The sequence below is a fragment of the Rhizobium sp. AC27/96 genome (assembly GCF_001692325.1).
GTDB lineage: Bacteria > Pseudomonadota > Alphaproteobacteria > Rhizobiales > Rhizobiaceae > Rhizobium.
In genome coordinates, this window is record NZ_LXKN01000001.1 from 837108 (window position 1) to 855621 (window position 18514).

Consider the following 18514-nt stretch of genomic DNA (forward strand, 5'->3'; position numbering starts at 1 on the left):
CGGCAGCCGTTCTCGCGGCTGCCGTCCCAAGATACTGATCAGGAATTTTCCATGGCAGATGCCCTCAAAATCGGCATTGCGGGCTTGGGCACCGTTGGTGCCTCGCTCGTCCGCATCATCCAGAGCCGCGCCAACGAGCTTGCCGTCACCTGCGGCCGTCCCATCAAGATCGTCGCCGTCACCGCGCGTGATCGCACCAAGGATCGCGGCATCGACCTCACGGATGTCGAATGGTTCGGCGGTCCGGTCGATCTGGCTCAGAAGGCCGATATCGATGTTTTCGTCGAGTTGATCGGCGGCTCCGAGGGCGCTGCCAACGCTGCCGTGCGCGCCGCTCTTGCCCGTGGCCTGCATGTCGTTACCGCCAACAAGGCGCTTCTTGCCTATCACGGCGTCGAACTCGCGCAGATCGCGGAAGAGAAGGGCGCTCTGCTCAACTTCGAAGCGGCGGTCGCCGGCGGTATTCCGGTCATCAAGGCCCTGCGCGAATCCCTGACGGGCAACACGATTTCGCGTGTCTACGGCATCATGAACGGCACCTGCAACTACATCCTGACCCGGATGGAGAAGGAAGGCCTGTCCTTTGCCGATTGCCTGAAGGAAGCGCAGCGCCTCGGCTATGCCGAAGCCGATCCGGCTTTCGATATCGAAGGCAACGACACGGCACACAAGCTGGCCATCCTGACGACGCTTGCCTTCGGCAACCGCATCGCGGCCGATGACATCTATCTCGAAGGGATCACCAATGTCTCCATCGAGGATATCCGTGCGGCCGCCGATCTCGGCTATCGCATCAAGCTGCTCGGCGTCGCCCAGCGCACCGAAAGCGGTATCGAACAACGCGTGCATCCGACCATGGTGCCGCTCGATTCGGTCATCGCCCAGGTTGATGGCGTCACCAATGCCGTGGCGATCGAATCGGACATTCTCGGCGAATTGCTGATGGTCGGCCCCGGCGCCGGCGGCAATGCCACGGCGTCCTCCGTGCTGGGTGACATCGCCGATATAGCCAAGAGCCAGCCGGGCGCACAGCGCGTGCCGGTGCTTGGTCACCCTGCCAAGTCGCTTGAGCCCTATCGCAAGGCGCAGATGCAGAGCCACGAAGGCGGTTATTTCATCCGCCTGACCGTTCTCGACCGCACCGGCGTCTTCGCAAGCGTCGCGACCCGCATGGCGGAGAACCACATCTCGCTCGAATCGATCGTCCAGCGCTCGACACAGCACCTGTCGCCCTCGGCGCATCAGACGATCATTCTCGTGACCCATGCGACCACAGAGGATTCGGTGCGCAAGGCTGTCGCTGCCATAAAGACCGAAGGCTACCTCGTCGGCGAGCCGCAGGTCATCCGCATCGAGCGGCCGAAGGAATAGGCTGACGGCGGCGGCGCTTCAAAGGGCGCCGCCATCCTCAAATTTTGGGAGAGATGGTGGAGCAACCGGTCGATCCAGTTCAGCGAGCGTTTCTGGGCGTGGAGCGCTCGGTATCCGGCAATCGCTGGGTCTCCCGGCTCGACCAGGCCGGACAGAACAGAGCACTCGCCATCGCGCAGGTGCATGGTCTGCCGGAGCTGATCGCCCGCGTGCTTGCCGGTCGTGGTGTCGGCATCGATGAGGCCATGGCCTTCCTCGATCCGACGATCCGCAGCCTGATGCGCGATCCCTATCTGCTGACTGACTGCGAAAAGGCGGCACAGCGCCTTCTGCGTGCGATCAAAACAGGCGAAACCGTTGCGATCTTCGGCGACTACGATGTCGATGGAGCCTCCTCGTCGGCGCTGCTCTATCGCTTCCTGACCCATTTCGGCGTTCCCGCCAGCATCTATATCCCCGATCGTATCTTCGAAGGCTACGGCCCCAATCCTAACGCCATCAACCAGCTCATCGACAATGGCGCGACACTGATTGTGACGGTCGATTGCGGCTCCACCAGCTTCGAGGCGCTGGAGGCGGCGAGGGCACGTACTATCGATGTGGTCGTCATCGATCACCATCAGGTGGCGCACGAGCTGCCGCCATGCCACGCGTTGGTCAATCCGAACCGTGAGGATGATCTGTCCGGGCAGGGGCATCTCTGCGCTGCCGGCGTCGTCTTCCTCGTTCTCGTTGCTGCCCTGAAGCAATTGCGTGAGGCGGGTGATGCTCGTGTGCGCTCGCTGGATCTTCTGGCCTGGCTCGATATCGTCGCACTCGCGACCGTCTGCGATGTCGTGCCGCTCAAGGGGCTTAACCGCGCCTATGTGGTGAAAGGTCTGATCGCCGCCCGCCATCAGGGCAATCCCGGGCTTGCCGCTCTGTTTCGCAAGGCGGGGCTCGGCGGCCCGGTGACGCCCTATCATTTCGGCTTTCTCATTGGCCCGCGCATCAATGCCGGTGGCCGCATTGGCGACGCAGCACTCGGCGCACGCCTGCTGACCCTCGACGATACAAGTGAAGCCGAGACGATCGCGGCCAAGCTCGATGAGCTCAACCGTGATCGCCAGCTCATGGAGGCCGCCATGCTGCAGGAGGCCGAGGGCGAGGCTCTGGCGGAATATGGCAATGGCGACGGCGCCTCGGTCATCATCACGGCGCGGGAGAACTGGCATCCCGGCATCGTCGGCCTGATCGCTTCGCGCCTCAAAGACAAGTTTCGCCGCCCGGCCTTTGCGATTGCCTTTGATTCGTCGGGCAAGGGCACCGGCTCCGGCCGCTCGATCAACGGCTTCGACATGGGCCGCATGGTCCGCGCCGCCGTCGATGCCGGTTTGCTGGTCAAGGGCGGCGGTCACGCGATGGCGGCCGGCCTCACGGTGGAGCGGAGCAATCTCGGAAAATTGCGCGCCTTCTTCACCGAGAAGGCGGAAAAGCAGGTTGCCGGCCTCGTGGCCAACGAGACATTGAAGATCGACGGTGCACTCGGCGCAAGCGGCGCGACCGTGGAACTGATAGACCGCCTCGAAACCGCCGGCCCCTACGGCTCAGGCCATCCGCAGCCCATCTTCGCCCTGCCAAGCCACCGGCTGCGTGATTCCCGCCTCGTCGGCCAGTCGCATATCAAGGTGACGCTGGAAGCGCAGGATGGCGGTAGGGTCGACGGCATAGCATTCCGCGCCGCAGAGACGCCCCTGGGCGAATTGCTGATGTCCTCCCGCGGCGCGCAGCTCCATGTGGCGGGAACACTCGGCGCCGATCATTGGCAGGGAAGCCGTCGCGTGCAGCTTCGCGTCACGGATGCGGCCAAGGCCGTCTAGCTAGCAGGAAATCACGTCGAACCTAGCTGCCTTATTAGCGGACGTTTGGCGCAAACTTGAAAAGGCAGCTCAATTGCTGTTTACCGCTCCAATTCTGGGGGATGGATGCGTTTCGGCCCCGCCAAGGCAGCGCTGCCTCCCATGCGGCACGATAGGCGCGTAGTGACTCGAGAATCGAATCTCCGGCCCTTGCGGAGGCAAAGCGGCTGTCATCAAAGCCCGGTTCCCAAAGACAGCACGGGCAGATGGTCACGCCAATCAAGCCACCGCGCTCATCGTAGGCTGGATCGCAAGCGTAACTGGGATAGCCGCAGGCGGGGCAAAGCAGGCTTCCTGCTTCATCACGGATGTTGAATTCGCGAGCATCGATCATGCGTCAACTTACAGCATGAATGAGAGTGGATCATTCTCTTCAGTAGTGCAATTTACAGATATACGCTTAGCAAGCTCATTGCTTTTCGCTATAAATAGACAATTTAAGGAGAGAGACAGTGGCACGCCCTAGGGGAGTCGAACCCCTCTTTACAGAATGAAAATCTGTCGTCCTAACCGATAGACGAAGGGCGCGTGCTGTGGCGCCCTTATAGTCAGCACCTTTTGTTCCCGCAAGCGGAAAATCGAGAAAAATCCCAGAAAAATCCATGACTAGGCGAAGATTTTTCGAGGCATTGTGGAAAACGCGACGTCGCAGTCATTTGGTACGCCCTAGGGGAGTCGAACCCCTCTTTACAGAATGAGAATCTGTCGTCCTAACCGATAGACGAAGGGCGCAAGCCACACCGCACAGATAGGAATAATGCATGGCGTCCGCAAGCGGAAGCTTAATGAATTCACGATGGGGAGGAAGAACAACAGTGGCACGCCCTAGGGGAGTCGAACCCCTCTTTACAGAATGAAAATCTGTCGTCCTAACCGATAGACGAAGGGCGCGTACAGCTGTTGTGTGGCGCGCTTATAGCGGGGTGATTTCATTCCTGCAAGCGGCAATTTCGCTTTTTTGTGGAAAAAATGACAGGTGGATGAAAGTGCTGCCGGTCCGGAATAAGCAAGACTTAACAGGATGTTGCCGGCAGGATTGCAGATTCCCCGCTAGCGGCCGCCCTATCGGCCGGTTCCGTTTTGTATCGGCTCCACCAGCAGCTTGCCGTCCTTGCCCTGGTTCTTCGATGCGATGAAGTTTGCCAGCATCGCCGCTTCCTTGCTGTCCAGTTTGCGGACATTGGAGCCTGGCAGCGGCATGATTTTGGAAGGCGTCGCATCGGCCGTCGGCTTCATCGGAGTAGCGGCGGTTTGGGCGGAAACATTGCGGACGACGGGTGGCGGCAGAAAGTCTTCCGAGGTCCGTGTTGCCGGCGAGCCGGCCATGCCGGTTTGCGGTGCGACAGCCTGCATCGCGCTTGGCGGCATGCTGTAGACGCTGCGTATGCCCGGCGTGATTCCCTGCGCGCCTGCGTCAGGCTGTGCCTTGGCGAGCGTCCCGTCCGGGTTGACCGCGATCGGCGGGGGAGCCGAAAAAATGCTGCTCCTGTTTGCATTGACGCCGGTCGGCTGTGTCACGAGACCGGCAATGCTGGCGGGCGCATCGGAAGGTGCAGCCGTTGGCGCACCGGGGTAGAGGGCCTGGTTCTGCTCGGCGACCAACCGCTGCTGGGTGCCGTTGACGCTATGGACACGCGGGTCACGATAGGCGGCATCGCCTTTCTGTCGCCTGGCCTCGGCCTTGTCGTTCAGGTTTGCCGCAAGCTGTTCGGCTTCGCTCAGCTGCGGAGCCGCCTCGGTCGTCTCCTGCGGCTTTGTGCTGGTGGTCGCGCAACCGGCGATCATCACAAATGAGGCGATGACGGCAATAGTGCTTGCGAGCTTCTTCTTACCGTATAAAATCTGTCGATCGCACAAAGGACGTTCCTCGCAAAAAAGGTTTGCATCGGACGGCCTCCTGCGAGGGACGATGATATGGCGCGCGCCGACTGGGAGCGATAACCGCGCAATATCCGATGCATGATGCTTCGAGTCGTCCAAGCATGCCGGAGGATGGGCATGGGCGGCAAGCGCGAAACGGATGGCTCCGCGCATGCCGTAAGCCTCGCGAAAGCTTGCGTTTTACCAGGCGCCGGTGTTGGGAAGGGAAGCCCAAGGCTCGGCGGAAGGAAGATTGTCGCCTTTCTGCAGGATCTCGATGGAAATGCCGTCCGGAGACCGTACGAACGCCATGTGGCCATCACGCGGCGGGCGATTGATGATGATGCCATTGTCCATGAGCTTCTGGCAGGTCGCGTAGATGTCGTCGACCTCATAGGCAAGATGACCGAAATTGCGTCCGCCGGTATAGACTTCCGGGTCCCAGTTATAGGTCAATTCCAGGCTGGGAGCGCCATTGCTGCGGGACGATTCGGCATCTTCGGCCGCGGCAAGGAATACGAGCGTAAAGCGACCCTTCTCGTTTTCGTAGCGGCGGGTTTCGGTCAGGCCGAATAGGGTGCTATAAAAATGCAACGAGGCGTCGAGATCGGTGACGCGGACCATTGTGTGGAGATAACGCATTCTATTTCCTCTCTTAATATTGAGCTGGTGCGATCTTGGATCGCGACGCCAGCTTCGCGCAAGTGTTGGAGCGGTAATCTTAGGGTGCGGATAAACAAAAACTAGGACTTGCGCTTTTCCGTTACCAAGATGTTAATCTTGATATCAGGGAATCAGTTAACCGTAACAGTGTGACGCGTAATCGAGGGCTGGCTAGGATGGGTGACAGAATTTCATCGAAGGGAGTTGAAGACTTCGAGGAGATGTCCGGCGATACTGTCGAGCTCATCGAAATCTCCGGCGTCGTCAAGTGGTTCGATGTTGCCAAGGGTTTTGGTTTCATCGTGCCCGACAACGGCATGCAGGACGTTTTGCTGCATGTGACATGCCTGCGTCGCGACGGTTATCAGACCATTCTTGAGGGAACGCGCATTGTAGCGCTGATCCAGCGCCGGGAGCGCGGCTATCAGGCCTTCAAGATTCTCTCCATGGATCAGTCGACCGCCACACATCCATCGCAGATGCCGCCAGTGCGCACCCATGTGCAGGTAACGGCAACCAGCGGTCTCGAGCGTGCCTTGGTCAAGTGGTTCAACCGCACCAAGGGTTTTGGCTTCCTGACGCGCGGTGAGGGCACTGAGGATATCTTCGTGCACATGGAAACGCTGCGCCGCTTCGGCCTGGCGGAGCTGCGGCCGGGGCAGGTGGTGCTCGTTCGCTTCGGACCTGGCGAGAAGGGCCTTATGGCGGCGGAAATCCATCCGGATGCGCCGAGCCCGGCAACACGGCCGCACTGAATTCATTGAGAATTTGCGTCTCATGGTTTCGAAGAGCGTCGCTTGGACGCTTCATTGGACCGTGAGATCGCGCAATGTTTCTCGACCCAATTGCCATATGCAGGGGCTGAAGCGTCGCTTCGTCGGCATTCGCGATAATCAAGATCACCCGCTCGAGGTCACCGCAACTGGCGCTCACCTCGAATTTGCAATGCGTCGATCAGCCGATGCACCTTTTCGGTTGCATAGACAATATCCTCCCGGGGCAAATGCACCGTGATTTCGATCTCCTGCCATCGCCCGCCATGATCTTTGGCATAGCTGACCGCGGCCCTTAGAGATTTGAATTCAACTGCGGGAGCGTCGGTAATCCAGAACTGTACGGTGCAGTCCGCCTCGGCATAGTCTTCAAGAGCTTTGATTGGGTCTAGGGCCATGATGAGAGCATTATACCGTTGCCAGCTCTTTGGCTATCGGAGCTGTATCTGAAATCCGCCACCATGCCGGCCACCCGGCAACGCCTCTAGTTCGGCAAGCTTCTTTCTATCACACTCAGGCATACAGCCGGTAATCTCCTCGATCGTCATCCAAGCGCCTTTTGCTGATCGACAGACGTGGCCATTGCGGCCATAATATCTCCAGCGGCAACCTGTTTGAGTATGGTCTAATTTATGGCGCGGAACACAAAATATAATAAAAACATGATGTTAAGCGCACTGAAAAGCGCCATCGTGGCGCTTTTTCTCGTTGGGGCGGCAGCTCCGACCTCGGTTGTAGCGCAGGCGACGAGCCAGCAGTCGATGGCCTTCGAATCGGAGCCGCTGTCGATCACCTCGCCCAAGGGCGTGACGCACAAGTTCAGCGTCGAACTGGCACTGACGCCGCCGCAGCTGGAATTCGGCCTGATGTATCGCGACAAGATGGCCGCCGATCATGGCATGCTGTTCGATTTCGGCACGTTACGCCCCGTCATGATGTGGATGAAGAACACCAAGCTGTCGCTCGACATGCTGTTTCTGGACCAGACAGGTGTCGTGACCCACATCCAGGAAAATGCAGTGCCTTATTCGGAGGCGATTATCAGCTCAGGCGGCCCGGTCGCCTACGTCATCGAGCTGAACGCCGGAATTGTCAAAAAACTCGGCCTTGCTGTCGGCGATAAGGTGACGAGCGCCACCATCTCAAAGAAATCGGCCAAGTAGATTTCTCCGGGGAAGAGTTGTCCGGCGTGATTTTACCTGTTGCAGCCGACAGGTGAACCGTGTATCTCCCCAATCGTTCCGCAGGGCAGGTGTTCGGCGGTACAGGATAAAAGCACGATCTCGTTTGCTTAGATGCATTGTTTCGAGGATCGTGCTGACGGTACGGAGTGTAGCGCAGTCTGGTAGCGCATCTGGTTTGGGACCAGAGGGTCGGGAGTTCGAATCTCTCCACTCCGACCACTTTAAACCCCTTCATCGATATCGCTTAATTCGCGTTGGTCGCGACTGCCTTTTCGCTTGAAAGCAAAGGGATTCGCGGCTAAGCAAAAGTCGTATTCGCGCAGCCCGCAAGGCTTCGCGCCAAGGCAAGAGAAGCAAGAAAGCGGACCGTTCCCGCTTGATTCGGAGGCTGCAGCAATGCCTGCCAAGATTTATCGTCCCGCAAAGACCGCCATGCAATCTGGCAAGGCCAAGACCAATGTGTGGGTTCTGGAGTTCGATCAGGAGATCCCGCGCAAGATCGATCCGATCATGGGCTACACCTCCTCGGCCGATACGCGCCAGCAGCTGAAGCTGACATTCGATACGCAGGAGCAGGCCGAAGCCTATGCCAAGCGCGAAGGCATCGAATACCGCGTCATCGCCCCCAAGGATGCCAATCGGCAGGTTGTTTCCTACACCGATAACTTCCGCTTCAGCCGCATCCAGCCCTGGACTCACTGAAACAGGCACTTATTGAAGCCGCCGCCCATTGAGTTTACTGGCGGTTTCAGGCATGAGTTGCCCGCCACGCACTAGGTGCGACAGGCCCTTACGGCTCCTTAGCTCAGCTGGATAGAGCACTTGCCTTCTAAGCATGTGGTCACAGGTTCGAATCCTGTAGGAGTCGCCAAGCTTCCAACTATTTCATCCGGCCGACGTGAGATTGTGTTCTCTATCGCTCCGTCCGGATTGGGCTGTACTCTCCAGCGTTCTCAATTCGCCGCTGCCATCCAACCGCCGGCATTTGTCGGTCTCGTGGCATCGACTGCCATCTGGATGAGATCGTAGCCGAACATGGCTCCGGCCAGTTTGATGACGATGATGGCTACACCTAGCAGTGCGAGCCCGCCGATGATTCTGTCGCTTTTTTTCACGGCCCCGCTTCCCCCGACGTCTCGTGAATGCCGCATTATTCGCGGTGGCGAATAATATATCGCGTTTTCCGTGAAGCGCTATATGGCTCTTTCAGGTCGCCAATCGCCCGGCGGCGATCAGCAGGAGGCAGCCTGCAATGCCTTCGCTCCAGCGGCGGCGGCGATCGCTGAAGCTCGTGTGCGAGCCGATCGCTGCAAGGGTGAGGCTGAGGAAAGTGTAAAATACTCCGCATAGGCCGATGAAGATGGCCGAGAGCAGTGACGCCTGCAGCGCTATGCTTTGATCATGGCTGATGAACTGCGGCAGGATGGCGAAATAGATCATCATGCCCTTGGGATTGAGAATGGCCGTCAGGAAGCCACGTCGGAGGCTGTCGGATGCGTTCGACGATGCCGGCACGGGTTTGCCGGCCTTCATCGAGGAGCTGATCAGGCGGGCCGCGAGGTAGGCGAGATAACCGATGCCGAGCCAGCGCAGCAGCATGAACAGGGCAGGAGCGGCTGCGATGATGGCGGCTACGCCGAGGGCTGCGAGCGCCGAGTGGAGGACATAGCCAAAGCAGATGCCAGCTGTTGAGCGTAGCCCGGCCGCAGCGCCTCCGGACATTGTCTGCGATGCCACGAAGAGCATGTCCGGCCCCGGCGTGCAGATGAGGGGCAGGACAGTGGCGGCAAAGAGAAGAAGATTGGTGTTTTCCATGGATGGAAGCTTAGCTCTCTGCGGGCGCAATCGGCTTGCTTAGATGCCAACTTTGGCAGATTAATTAGCATTGGAATTCAAAATGGGCGTTCTATTGGTGGAAGATGCCAATGCGGCTGGATGAGATCGACAAACGTATCTTGCGTGTGCTCCAGCGTGATGGGCGAATGCAGAATATCGAACTGGCCAGGGAGGTCGGCCTGTCTCCATCGCCCTGCCTGCGGCGCGTGAAGCTCCTTGAGGATGCCGGTATCATCGATCGCTATGTGGCGGTGCTCAATCCGGTCAAGGCGGGTCTGCCGCTGTCGCTGTTTGCCCGCGTCTGGCTCACTGCACAGGATGCCGAGACGATCGATCACTTCATCGCGGCCATGAAGAAGCTGCCGCAGGTGATGGAGTGCTACATCATGCTTGGCGAAAGCGATGCGCTGCTGCGCGTCGCCGTGTCCGACCTCGATGACTACCGGCAATTCCAGTCGACGCATCTGACGAAGATCAACGGCATCCAGAATGTGAAGACCGACGTGCCGAGTGAGGTCGTCAAGCAGAGCTATGCGCTGCCCTTACGCTGAAGCGCGCAGCTCCACTGCCAACTCTGTTGGTGCGGAGCGGGCATGAAAAAACCGCCGGCTGGGATGCAGCCGGCGGTTTTGTCGTGGATAAAGATGTCAGCCTCAGTGCAGAATCTGGCTGAGGAAGAGCTTGGTGCGCTCATGCTGCGGATTGTCGAAGAATTCCTTCGGGGAATTCTGCTCGACGATCTGGCCCTGGTCCATGAAGATGACGCGGTTGGCGACCTGGCGGGCAAAGCCCATTTCGTGGGTCACGCACAGCATCGTCATGCCTTCTTCGGCCAGACCCACCATGGTGTCGAGCACTTCCTTGATCATTTCCGGATCGAGCGCCGAGGTCGGCTCGTCGAACAGCATGATCTTCGGGTTCATGCACAGAGAGCGGGCAATCGCCACGCGCTGCTGCTGGCCGCCCGAGAGCTGGCCTGGATACTTCTTGGCCTGTTCCGGGATCTTGACGCGGGTGAGGAAATGCATGGCGATTTCTTCCGCCTGCTTCTTCGGCATCTTGCGCACCCAGATCGGCGCCAGCGTGCAGTTTTCCAGAATGGTCAGATGCGGGAAGAGGTTGAAGTGCTGGAACACCATCCCGACTTCGCGGCGCACTTCATCGATCTTCTTCAGATCGTTGGTGAGCTCCACGCCGTCGACGATGATCTGGCCCTTCTGGTGCTCTTCCAGGCGGTTGATGCAGCGGATCATCGTTGATTTGCCCGAGCCGGATGGGCCGGCAATGACGATGCGCTCGCCGCGCATGACCTTGAGATTGATGTCGCGCAGCACGTGAAAATCGCCGTACCACTTATTGAGGTTGATCATGTCAACCGCGACTTCTGTCTCGGAGATGGTGAGTTTTTTCGGTTGGGCGTCAGCCATTTGTTATTTCCCTCAATTCTTATCGTTTGTGGCCGGTGTCGAGATGGCGTTCCATGAAACCTGAATAACGCGACATGCCGAAGCAGAACAACCAAAAAACAAAACCGGCGAAAATGAGACCGGTAACGGGTGTGACGGCACTTGCCCAGTTCGCGTCGGAAAAATTCTGACGAACGATGCCAAGCAGATCGAACATGCCGACGATAGCCACCAGCGACGTATCCTTGAACATGCTGATATAGGAGTTGACGATGCTCGGGATGACCAGCTTGATGGCCTGCGGCAGCACGATCAACCGCATTTTCTGCCAGTAGCCAAGGCCAAGCGAGTCGGCGCCTTCGAACTGTCCTTTCGGCACGGCCTGGAGACCGCCGCGGAAGACTTCGGCCATATAGGCCGAGGTGAAGATGGCAACCCCGACTACGGCACGCAACAGCTTATCCACCGTCCAGCCCTCTGGCATGAACAGCGGCAGCATGTAGCTGGCCATGAAGAGCACCGTGATCAACGGCACGCCGCGGATGACTTCGATGAAGATCACGCACAGCATGCGAAGGACGGGCAGCTTCGAGCGGCGTCCGAGCGCAAGTACGATACCGAATGGAAAGGACACGGCGATTGCGACGAAGGAAATTACCAGCGTCACCAACAGGCCGCCCCATCTTTCCGTTTCCACGACTTCGAGGCCAAATCCGCCATGAAGCAGGAAAAACGACACAACCGGCAGCGCAATGAATGCCAGAAGCAGGTTCAATCCTTTCCTGGGAGCCGACGGTATCATCAGCGGTACAAAGGTGATGACCGTGAGAATGAGCACCAGTACAGGCCGCCAACGTTCGTCCGGTGGAAAGAGGCCGAACATGAAGATAACAAACTTCGAGCGGACGAAAGCCCAGCACGCGCCGCTCCAGCCATCGGGCTGGGTACCGCCCTGAACGGTCGTGGCGCAGAATGTGCGATCGGTTCCGCTCCAGGCCGCTTTTACGAACAGCCAGTCGACCAGCTGCGGGATCGCCCAGACGAGAAACAGGATGGCAAGAACCGTCAGAACGATGTCCTTCGGCGTGGCAAAGAGGTTCTTCCTCATCCAGTGCCATGCGCCTCTTTCGCCGGGCGGTGCAGGCTGCTGCATCAAAAGGGTCTTGCTGACGAAGCCTTGATTTTGATCCGACATCTTATCTCTCCACCAGAGCCATCTTGGCATTGAACCAGTTCATGAACAGCGATGTCACGATGCTCAAGGCGAGATAGATGATCATCCATATGATAACGACTTCGACGGCGCGGCCGGACTGATTGAGGATCACGCCACCGACGGCAACGAGATCGGCGTAGCCGATCGCGATAGCAAGCGAAGAGTTCTTGATCAGGTTGAGATACTGGCTCGTCAACGGCGGAATGATGATGCGCATTGCCTGCGGAATAACGACAAGCCTGGTTATCGCAGAAGCGCGAAGTCCGAGCGCGCCTGCCGCCTCCGATTGGCCCTTTGCCACACCGCGAATACCGGCCCTGACGATTTCGGCAATATAGGTGGCGGTGTAAAGCGACAAGGCGAGGAGAAGCGCCAGGAACTCCGGTCCTACGACAAGCCCGCCCGTCAGATTAAATTTGCCAGCAACCGGATAATCGAAGGAGAGCGGTCGGCCGACCACGAGGAAGGTCAACAGCGGCAGAACGATCAATATGCCGATCGCTGCCCAGATCGTGTGGAACTGCTGGCCAGTCGCCGCCTGGCGCTTATGGGCCCAGCGGGCCACGAAAAACACCACGGCAATGGCGACCAGGAAGGCAACGCCAACGGCCCACATGCCCTCGCCGAAAATCGGGCTGGGGAAGGCCAGGCCGCGATTGCTCAGATAGCTGGAGAAGGGCAGATGCACGGCATCTCGGGCCTGCGGCAGAAGCACCAGAACCCCGCTGTACCAGAAGAAGATGACGAGCAGGGGCGGGATGTTGCGGAAAATCTCGACATAGGTCTGAGACAGTTTCGCGATCAGCCAGTTGCCTGAAAGTCTGCCAATGCCGATGATGAAGCCGACGATCGTTGCGCAGATGATGCCGACCACCGAAATGAGAAGTGTGTTCAGCAGGCCGACAAGGAGTGCCTGGGTGTTGGTGGAATCGCTGGAATAAGGGATCAGTGCCTGTCCGAGATTGAAGCCGGAGCGGCCTTCGAGAAAGCTGAAACCGAAAGAACGGTTCAACTCGCTGAGATTACGGGCGGTGTTGTGGATCAGGAATCCAGCAAGAATCACAAGAATGATAATTGTGATGGCCTGATAAAACACCCCTCTGACTTTCGGGTTGTTTATCACGGATACCATCACAGATAAGACCGCAGATACAAATGAACGCTCGCCTTCAGGCGAATTTGTAGTAATTGCCATGCAGAAATTTTCCCCAATGTGCCCGTTTCAGGCTTGTTTTCTTGAGGGGAGAAAGGCGGAGACCGCCTTTCTCTAAACACAAGGTTCCAGCGCTTAGCGAACCGGCGGTGCGTACTGGATGCCGCCCTTGTTCCACAGAGCGTTGAGACCGCGAGCGATCTTCAGCGGGCTGCCTGCGCCGATGTTGCGGTCGAAGACTTCGCCGTAATTGCCGACGCCCTTGATGACATTATAGGCCCAGTCATTGGTCAGGCCGAGGTCGGTGCCGATGGTGGAGCCCTGTTCAGCGCCGAGGAAACGCTTGATATCCGGGTTTGCGGAACCCTTCATCTCGTCGACGTTCTTCTGCGTGATGCCGAATTCCTCGGCGTTCACAAGCGCATAGGCAGTCCAGCTGACGATGTTGAACCACTGGTCGTCACCCTGGCGAACGGCCGGGCCGAGCGGCTCCTTGGAGATGATCTCGGGCAGAACGACGTTGTCGTCAGGGTTCTTCAGCGTCAGGCGCAGAGCGTAGAGACCGGACTGGTCGGTGGTGTAGACATCGCAACGGCCGGAATCATAGGCCGTGTTGACTTCTTCGAGCTTGTCGAAGACCACCGGATTGTACTGAAGGTTGTTGGTCTTGAAGTAGTCGGCAAGGTTCAGTTCGGTCGTCGTGCCGGACTGGACGCAGACGGCGGCGCCGGAGAGTTCAAGCGCCGACTTGACGTTCAGTTCCTTGCGAACCATGAAGCCCTGGCCGTCATAATAGGTCACGGGGCGGAACTTGAGGCCAAGCGCTGTATCGCGGTTGATGGTCCAGGTCGTGTTGCGGGAAAGCACATCGATTTCGCCCGACTGCAGGGCCGTGAAACGGTCCTTGGCGCTGAGAGGGGTGTACTTTACCTTGGTCGCATCTCCGAAAACGGCCGACGCGACAGCCTTGCAGAAGTCGACGTCGAAGCCGGCCCAGTTACCGGAGGCGTCTGGCTGTGCGAAGCCAAGAAGGCCCGTATTCACGCCGCATTGGACGAAGCCCTTGGCCTTGACGTCGCTCAGCGTCGAAGCCGACGCGCCGGAGACGGTGCAAGCCAATGCTGCGGCTCCGAGAAACGCGGAGAGAGCAAACTTTTTCATCTTTCCCTACCTTTGTGTATTGTTTTATATTTAAAATTTATCGCGCCGGAAGCAGGTTCTTGGGAGAACCACGTTCCCTCACTCTTCTGGCGCGAGTGGTCCTATCACAGTCGTAAATGGATTGGCGGTCAAGAGATCGACCCCATTATTGCGGATTTATTCGGCATTTTCGCTTTGTGCGGTCGAAAAATGGGCGTTTGGCGTCAAAATGAGCATCATTTTGCCAAAAAACTGCACGGAAATGGGGTTTATCGCGCTGTTTTTGTTATTTTAGCCTTCTAATAATATGACAGGTCGATAGGGTTGGGGTTGACCCAACTGGACTTGGTCGCCACAAATCCAGCATCCTACAGCGCCAAGGGCATATCCGGACATGAAAGACAAAGACACATTCCTGCAGAACGCCGGCATCAACACGCGTTTATCCCACATCGGCAATTCGCCATTCGATTTCCACGGATTCGTCAACCCGCCCGTCGTGCATGCATCCACGGTGCTGTTTCCCAATGCGCGGACCATGGAGACGCATGACCAGAAATATACCTACGGTACGCGGGGTACGCCGACCACGGATGCGCTCTGCGAGGCGATCGATGCATTGGAGGGATCTGCGGGAACGGTCATCGTGCCGTCGGGGCTTGCAGCGGTCACCGTGCCTTTTCTCGCCTTTCTGTCATCCGGCGCTCATGCGCTGATCGTTGATTCGGTTTACGGCCCCACACGCTACTTCTGCGACACGATGCTGGCGCGTCTCGGTGTTGAGATCGAATATTATGACCCGTTGATTGGCGCGGGGATCGAGCAGCTGATCAAGCCGAACACCAAGCTGGTTCATACCGAGGCGCCGGGTTCCAATACCTTCGAAATGCAGGATATATCGGCGATTTCGGCGGCAGCGCACCGGCATGGCTGCGTCGTGACCATGGACAATACCTGGGCGACACCGCTCTATTTCAAGCCGCTCGACCACGGTGTCGACGTCTCTATACACGCGGTGACGAAATATCCGGCCGGCCATTCCGATATTGTGATGGGAACCGTTTCCGCCAATGAGGCGCACTGGAAGCGGCTGCTGGACGCTCATGGCCAACTCGGCATCTGCGGCGCCCCGGATGACGCCTACCAGGTGCTGCGCGGCTTGCGCACGATGGGTGTGCGGCTGGAGCGGCATCAGGAAAGTGCGCTGGCGATCGCGCATTGGCTGGAGGGCAGGGAAGATGTTGCGCGGGTGCTGCATCCCGCGCTGCCGAGCTTCCCAAGCCACGAGATCTGGAAGCGCGACTTCAAGGGCGCGAGCGGCATCTTCTCTTTCGTCCTGGCTGTCGACACGCCGGACAAGTTCAAGGCCAAGGCGCACGCCTTCCTCGATGCATTGCGGATTTTCGGCCTTGGCTATTCCTGGGGTGGCTTTGAAAGTCTCGCCCTGCACGTCAACCTCAACGACCGGCGCGTCACCAAGGCTCCCACCGAGGGGCCGGTGCTTCGACTGCAGATCGGTCTGGAAGACGTTGCCGACCTCAAGGCGGATATCGAAAAGGGCTTTGCCGCAGCCAAGGAAGCTTGATCAGCCGATGGCGCGATAGCCGTAGATCCAGTCCATGTCCGCCGCGAGACTTTGCGGCGGGCGGAGCGAGAGAACCAGATCACGCGCCATGCGTATCGGCCCGCGGGCATGGTAGGCGAACTGATTGAAGGCGGCGCGCTGGCGCAGGCGGGCAATGCGCGGCGCGCGATGCTTCTCATAGAGATCGAAGGCTTCCAGTAGCGGGCGTGTCGCCAGCATGCCGGCCAGCTCGAAAGCATCCTCGATGGCCATGGCCGCACCTTGAGCGGCAAAGGGCATCATCGCGTGGGCCGCGTCGCCGATCAGGATCGTGTCGCTGCCATTGTGCCAACGTCCCGCGCCCATTTCGTAAAGCGGCCAGAAGCTTGCTTGCTCCTGTGCTTCCAGCAATCGCAGGATTGCATCGTTCCAGCCGGAGAAGCCGCGCAGCATATTGTCTCTCTGGGCCTTGTTGCCCGTCGCATTCCAGTCCTGGCTGCTACTGCTGCCCGAAACGATGGCGACGATGTTGAAGGCCGCATTTTCCCGGATGGGATAGCAAACGAGATGGCTTGAGGGGCCAAGAAATGCCGTGACGCTGGTCTTGTTCAGGATGACCGGCGCTGCAGCCTCGGGAACCGTGAAACGCCAGGCGATATTGCCGGAAAAGAGCGGCGAGGGCGCGTCGGGCACGAGCGCACGCGTCTTTGACCAGACACCGTCGGCCCCGATGACGAGATCAAACTCTCCGCCGGAGATTCCATCAGGCATCTGTCGGTCTTTCACATCGATGCGTTGACCGAGATGCAGCGTACAGAGTGCATTGGCTGCCACCGCATCGAGAAGTGCTTTCTGCAACGTGGCGCGATGCGCGGTGCCATAGGGAGATCCCCAGCGCTGCTTGGCAAAGTTCCCGCAAGGCACCGATGCGACCTGCCGCAATGAAGAACCGGATACCAGCCGCACCTCTTCCGGCTCCAGCCAGACAGGCAGAAGAGCATCGAGCACGCCGAGCGTATCGAGGATGCGGGAGGCGTTCGGGGAAATCTGCAGGCCGGCGCCGACTTCGGTCAGCGCTTCGGCCTGTTCGAAAATATGAGAACGGATGCCGTGCCTCGCCAGCGCCAGCGCCGCCGTCAATCCGGCAATTCCGGCGCCGATGATTGCGGCTGATTTGACCGGCATCAGGCTATGTCCGATCGGAATCTATCGGCTCAAGCAGCCTTGAAGTGGAAAACGCTGCCCGGCGGGATGGTCTGGTCGGCCTTCAGCGATGCATTGTAGCGATACAGCGTCGAGCAGTAGGAGCAGACCTTCTCGTTCTCGTCACCCATATCGATGAAGATATGCGGATGGTCGTAGGGAACCGAGGCGCCGGTGCACATGAATTCCTTCACGCCGATCTCGATAACGCGGTGTCCGCCGTCGTTCTGGAAATGGGGAATATTGTGACCGGCCATGATGATCTCCAAATGCGTCTTGCCTTGAGCGGCATGAATGTTGCGCCAGACTTGGTAGCCCCTCTTTATAATCCTTCTTATCGATTGTGTAGTGCGAAAGTCCGGCTCGGTGCAGAGATTTTTGCCCATGCGGGGTTCACCTGATATCGCCGATAAAATATGGTCCGGCGCCAAGAAGACCCCGGTTTGTGAAGACATTGCCATGAATTTGAACGTTCCTGCCTTTTCCCATTTCGTCAGAGACGGCCTGAAGCTTGCCTATTTCGACGAGGGTGATCCGAACGGCACGCCAGTCCTGCTGATTCACGGCTTTGCCTCGACGGCCGTTGCCAATTGGGTCAATCCGGGTTGGCTGAAGGTGCTGGGCGAGGCGGGTTATCGCGTGATCGCCATCGACAATCGCGGTCACGGTACGAGCGACAAGCCCTATGATTCCGATGTCTACCATCCCTGGATCATGGCAGAGGACGCGGTTGCGCTTCTGGATCACCTGGGCATCCCCGAAGCGCATGTCATGGGCTATTCGATGGGCGCGCGCGTTTCGACCTTCATGGCGATCGCTCATCCCGATCGCGTCCGCTCGCTGGTTCTCGGCGGCCTTGGCATCGGCATGGTCGAGGGCGTCGGTGATTGGGATCCGATTGCGGACGCCCTGCTTGCGCCTTCATTGGACGACGTCACGCATCAGCGCGGCCGCATGTTCCGCGCCTTCGCCGAACAGACAAAGAGCGATCGGCAGGCGCTAGCCGCCTGCATTCAGGGCTCGCGTGATCTGGCCACAAAAGAAGATGTCGCAAAGATCGAAGCGCCGACCTTGATTGCTGTCGGCACCAAGGATGATATCGCCGGTTCGGCGCAGGAACTCGCCGACCTGATGCAGCATGCGGAGGTCATCGACATTCCCAATCGCGATCACATGCTCGCCGTCGGCGACAAGGTGTTCAAGTCAGCAGTTCTGGACTTCTACAAGCGACTGGAAAACCGCTAGAT

19 protein-coding genes and 5 tRNA genes are annotated in these 18514 nt (G+C 58.6%); 10 read left to right on the forward strand and 14 right to left on the reverse strand.

Translation table 11 applies throughout. The features are described 5' to 3' along the window. Window positions 1-51: 51 nt before the first annotated feature. Window positions 52-1371, forward strand: a complete 1320-nt coding sequence (locus A6U86_RS04155) for a homoserine dehydrogenase (protein ID WP_068386293.1) — start codon at window positions 52-54, stop codon at window positions 1369-1371. Window positions 1372-1427: 56 nt separating this feature from the next. Next, window positions 1428-3230: a single-stranded-DNA-specific exonuclease RecJ gene (gene recJ / locus A6U86_RS04160; RefSeq protein WP_141683646.1), complete on the forward strand. Its 1803-nt coding sequence runs from the start codon at window positions 1428-1430 to the stop codon at window positions 3228-3230. 492 nt (window positions 3231-3722) lie between these two features. Here recJ and A6U86_RS04170 read toward each other — a convergent pair. The 5 genes from A6U86_RS04170 to A6U86_RS04190 form a co-directional block, all read right to left on the reverse strand. Beyond that, a tRNA-Glu gene (locus A6U86_RS04170) sits at window positions 3723-3797 on the reverse strand. A gap of 129 nt (window positions 3798-3926) precedes the next feature. Beyond that, window positions 3927-4001 (reverse strand) — tRNA-Glu (locus tag A6U86_RS04175). A gap of 84 nt (window positions 4002-4085) precedes the next feature. Beyond that, window positions 4086-4160 (reverse strand) — tRNA-Glu (locus tag A6U86_RS04180). 171 nt (window positions 4161-4331) lie between these two features. Beyond that, window positions 4332-5126 carry a hypothetical protein gene (locus tag A6U86_RS04185; RefSeq protein ID WP_068387860.1) on the reverse strand — a complete coding sequence of 265 codons (795 nt, stop codon included), beginning with the start codon at window positions 5124-5126 and terminating at the stop codon, window positions 4332-4334. A gap of 204 nt (window positions 5127-5330) precedes the next feature. Beyond that, window positions 5331-5771, reverse strand: coding sequence for a VOC family protein (locus A6U86_RS04190; RefSeq protein WP_068386302.1), 441 nt, complete (start codon window positions 5769-5771; stop codon window positions 5331-5333). A 197-nt stretch (window positions 5772-5968) separates the two neighbouring features. Between A6U86_RS04190 and A6U86_RS04195 the strand changes: the two genes are divergently transcribed. After that, the gene (locus tag A6U86_RS04195) at window positions 5969-6547 is read left to right on the forward strand and encodes a cold-shock protein (protein ID WP_068386305.1); all 579 of its coding nucleotides are present in this window, start codon (window positions 5969-5971) and stop codon (window positions 6545-6547) included. A 158-nt stretch (window positions 6548-6705) separates the two neighbouring features. On the opposite strand, the gene A6U86_RS04200 is transcribed toward A6U86_RS04195, so the two are convergent. Beyond that, complete coding sequence (locus A6U86_RS04200; protein WP_068386307.1) at window positions 6706-6963, reverse strand: hypothetical protein; 258 nt, start codon at window positions 6961-6963, stop codon at window positions 6706-6708. A gap of 264 nt (window positions 6964-7227) precedes the next feature. On the opposite strand from A6U86_RS04200, the gene A6U86_RS04205 reads away from it, so the two are divergent. From A6U86_RS04205 to A6U86_RS04220, 4 genes are all read left to right on the forward strand, one after another. After that, window positions 7228-7728 (forward strand): DUF192 domain-containing protein, encoded by a 501-nt coding sequence (locus tag A6U86_RS04205; protein WP_068387864.1) that lies wholly within the window; start codon window positions 7228-7230, stop codon window positions 7726-7728. 163 nt (window positions 7729-7891) lie between these two features. Beyond that, window positions 7892-7968, forward strand: a tRNA-Pro gene (locus tag A6U86_RS04210). Between the two features lie 177 nt (window positions 7969-8145). Beyond that, the gene (locus tag A6U86_RS04215; protein WP_068387867.1) at window positions 8146-8451 is read left to right on the forward strand and encodes an ETC complex I subunit; all 306 of its coding nucleotides are present in this window, start codon (window positions 8146-8148) and stop codon (window positions 8449-8451) included. Window positions 8452-8543: 92 nt separating this feature from the next. Then, window positions 8544-8620, forward strand: a tRNA-Arg gene (locus A6U86_RS04220). 82 nt (window positions 8621-8702) lie between these two features. On the opposite strand, the gene A6U86_RS35550 is transcribed toward A6U86_RS04220, so the two are convergent. Together A6U86_RS35550 and A6U86_RS04225 are read right to left on the reverse strand one after the other, a co-directional pair. Next, the gene (locus tag A6U86_RS35550) at window positions 8703-8864 is read right to left on the reverse strand and encodes a hypothetical protein (protein ID WP_169055444.1); all 162 of its coding nucleotides are present in this window, start codon (window positions 8862-8864) and stop codon (window positions 8703-8705) included. Between the two features lie 91 nt (window positions 8865-8955). Continuing rightward, window positions 8956-9564, reverse strand: a complete 609-nt coding sequence (locus tag A6U86_RS04225) for a LysE family translocator (RefSeq protein ID WP_068386310.1) — start codon at window positions 9562-9564, stop codon at window positions 8956-8958. A 104-nt stretch (window positions 9565-9668) separates the two neighbouring features. Here A6U86_RS04225 and A6U86_RS04230 point away from each other — a divergent pair, with 104 nt between their 5' ends. After that, complete coding sequence (locus A6U86_RS04230; RefSeq protein WP_198929021.1) at window positions 9669-10136, forward strand: Lrp/AsnC family transcriptional regulator; 468 nt, start codon at window positions 9669-9671, stop codon at window positions 10134-10136. Window positions 10137-10238: 102 nt separating this feature from the next. Here A6U86_RS04230 and A6U86_RS04235 read toward each other — a convergent pair whose 3' ends face one another. From A6U86_RS04235 to A6U86_RS04250, 4 genes are all read right to left on the reverse strand, one after another. After that, the gene (locus A6U86_RS04235) at window positions 10239-11012 is read right to left on the reverse strand and encodes an amino acid ABC transporter ATP-binding protein (protein ID WP_068386317.1); all 774 of its coding nucleotides are present in this window, start codon (window positions 11010-11012) and stop codon (window positions 10239-10241) included. A gap of 19 nt (window positions 11013-11031) precedes the next feature. Beyond that, entirely contained in the window at window positions 11032-12186 is a 1155-nt protein-coding gene (locus A6U86_RS04240; protein ID WP_068386319.1) for an amino acid ABC transporter permease, read from the reverse strand. Window position 12187: 1 nt separating this feature from the next. Beyond that, window positions 12188-13402, reverse strand: a complete 1215-nt coding sequence (locus A6U86_RS04245) for an amino acid ABC transporter permease (protein WP_068386322.1) — start codon at window positions 13400-13402, stop codon at window positions 12188-12190. Window positions 13403-13495: 93 nt separating this feature from the next. Next, on the reverse strand, window positions 13496-14521 hold the full coding sequence (locus A6U86_RS04250; protein ID WP_068386325.1) for an amino acid ABC transporter substrate-binding protein: 1026 nt from the start codon (window positions 14519-14521) through the stop codon (window positions 13496-13498). A 373-nt stretch (window positions 14522-14894) separates the two neighbouring features. On the opposite strand from A6U86_RS04250, the gene A6U86_RS04255 reads away from it, so the two are divergent. Next, entirely contained in the window at window positions 14895-16085 is a 1191-nt protein-coding gene (locus A6U86_RS04255) for a cystathionine beta-lyase (protein WP_068386327.1), read from the forward strand. Here the strand turns inward: A6U86_RS04255 and A6U86_RS04260 are convergent, their stop codons facing one another. Both A6U86_RS04260 and A6U86_RS04265 read right to left on the reverse strand, forming a co-directional pair. Then, window positions 16086-17249 (reverse strand): FAD-dependent monooxygenase, encoded by a 1164-nt coding sequence (locus A6U86_RS04260; RefSeq protein WP_068386329.1) that lies wholly within the window; start codon window positions 17247-17249, stop codon window positions 16086-16088. It lies immediately after the preceding gene. Between the two features lie 29 nt (window positions 17250-17278). After that, window positions 17279-17524: a zinc-finger domain-containing protein gene (locus A6U86_RS04265; RefSeq protein WP_068387869.1), complete on the reverse strand. Its 246-nt coding sequence runs from the start codon at window positions 17522-17524 to the stop codon at window positions 17279-17281. 202 nt (window positions 17525-17726) lie between these two features. Between A6U86_RS04265 and A6U86_RS04270 the strand changes: the two genes are divergently transcribed. Continuing rightward, window positions 17727-18512 carry an alpha/beta fold hydrolase gene (locus A6U86_RS04270; RefSeq protein WP_068387871.1) on the forward strand — a complete coding sequence of 262 codons (786 nt, stop codon included), beginning with the start codon at window positions 17727-17729 and terminating at the stop codon, window positions 18510-18512. Window positions 18513-18514: the final 2 nt, after the last annotated feature.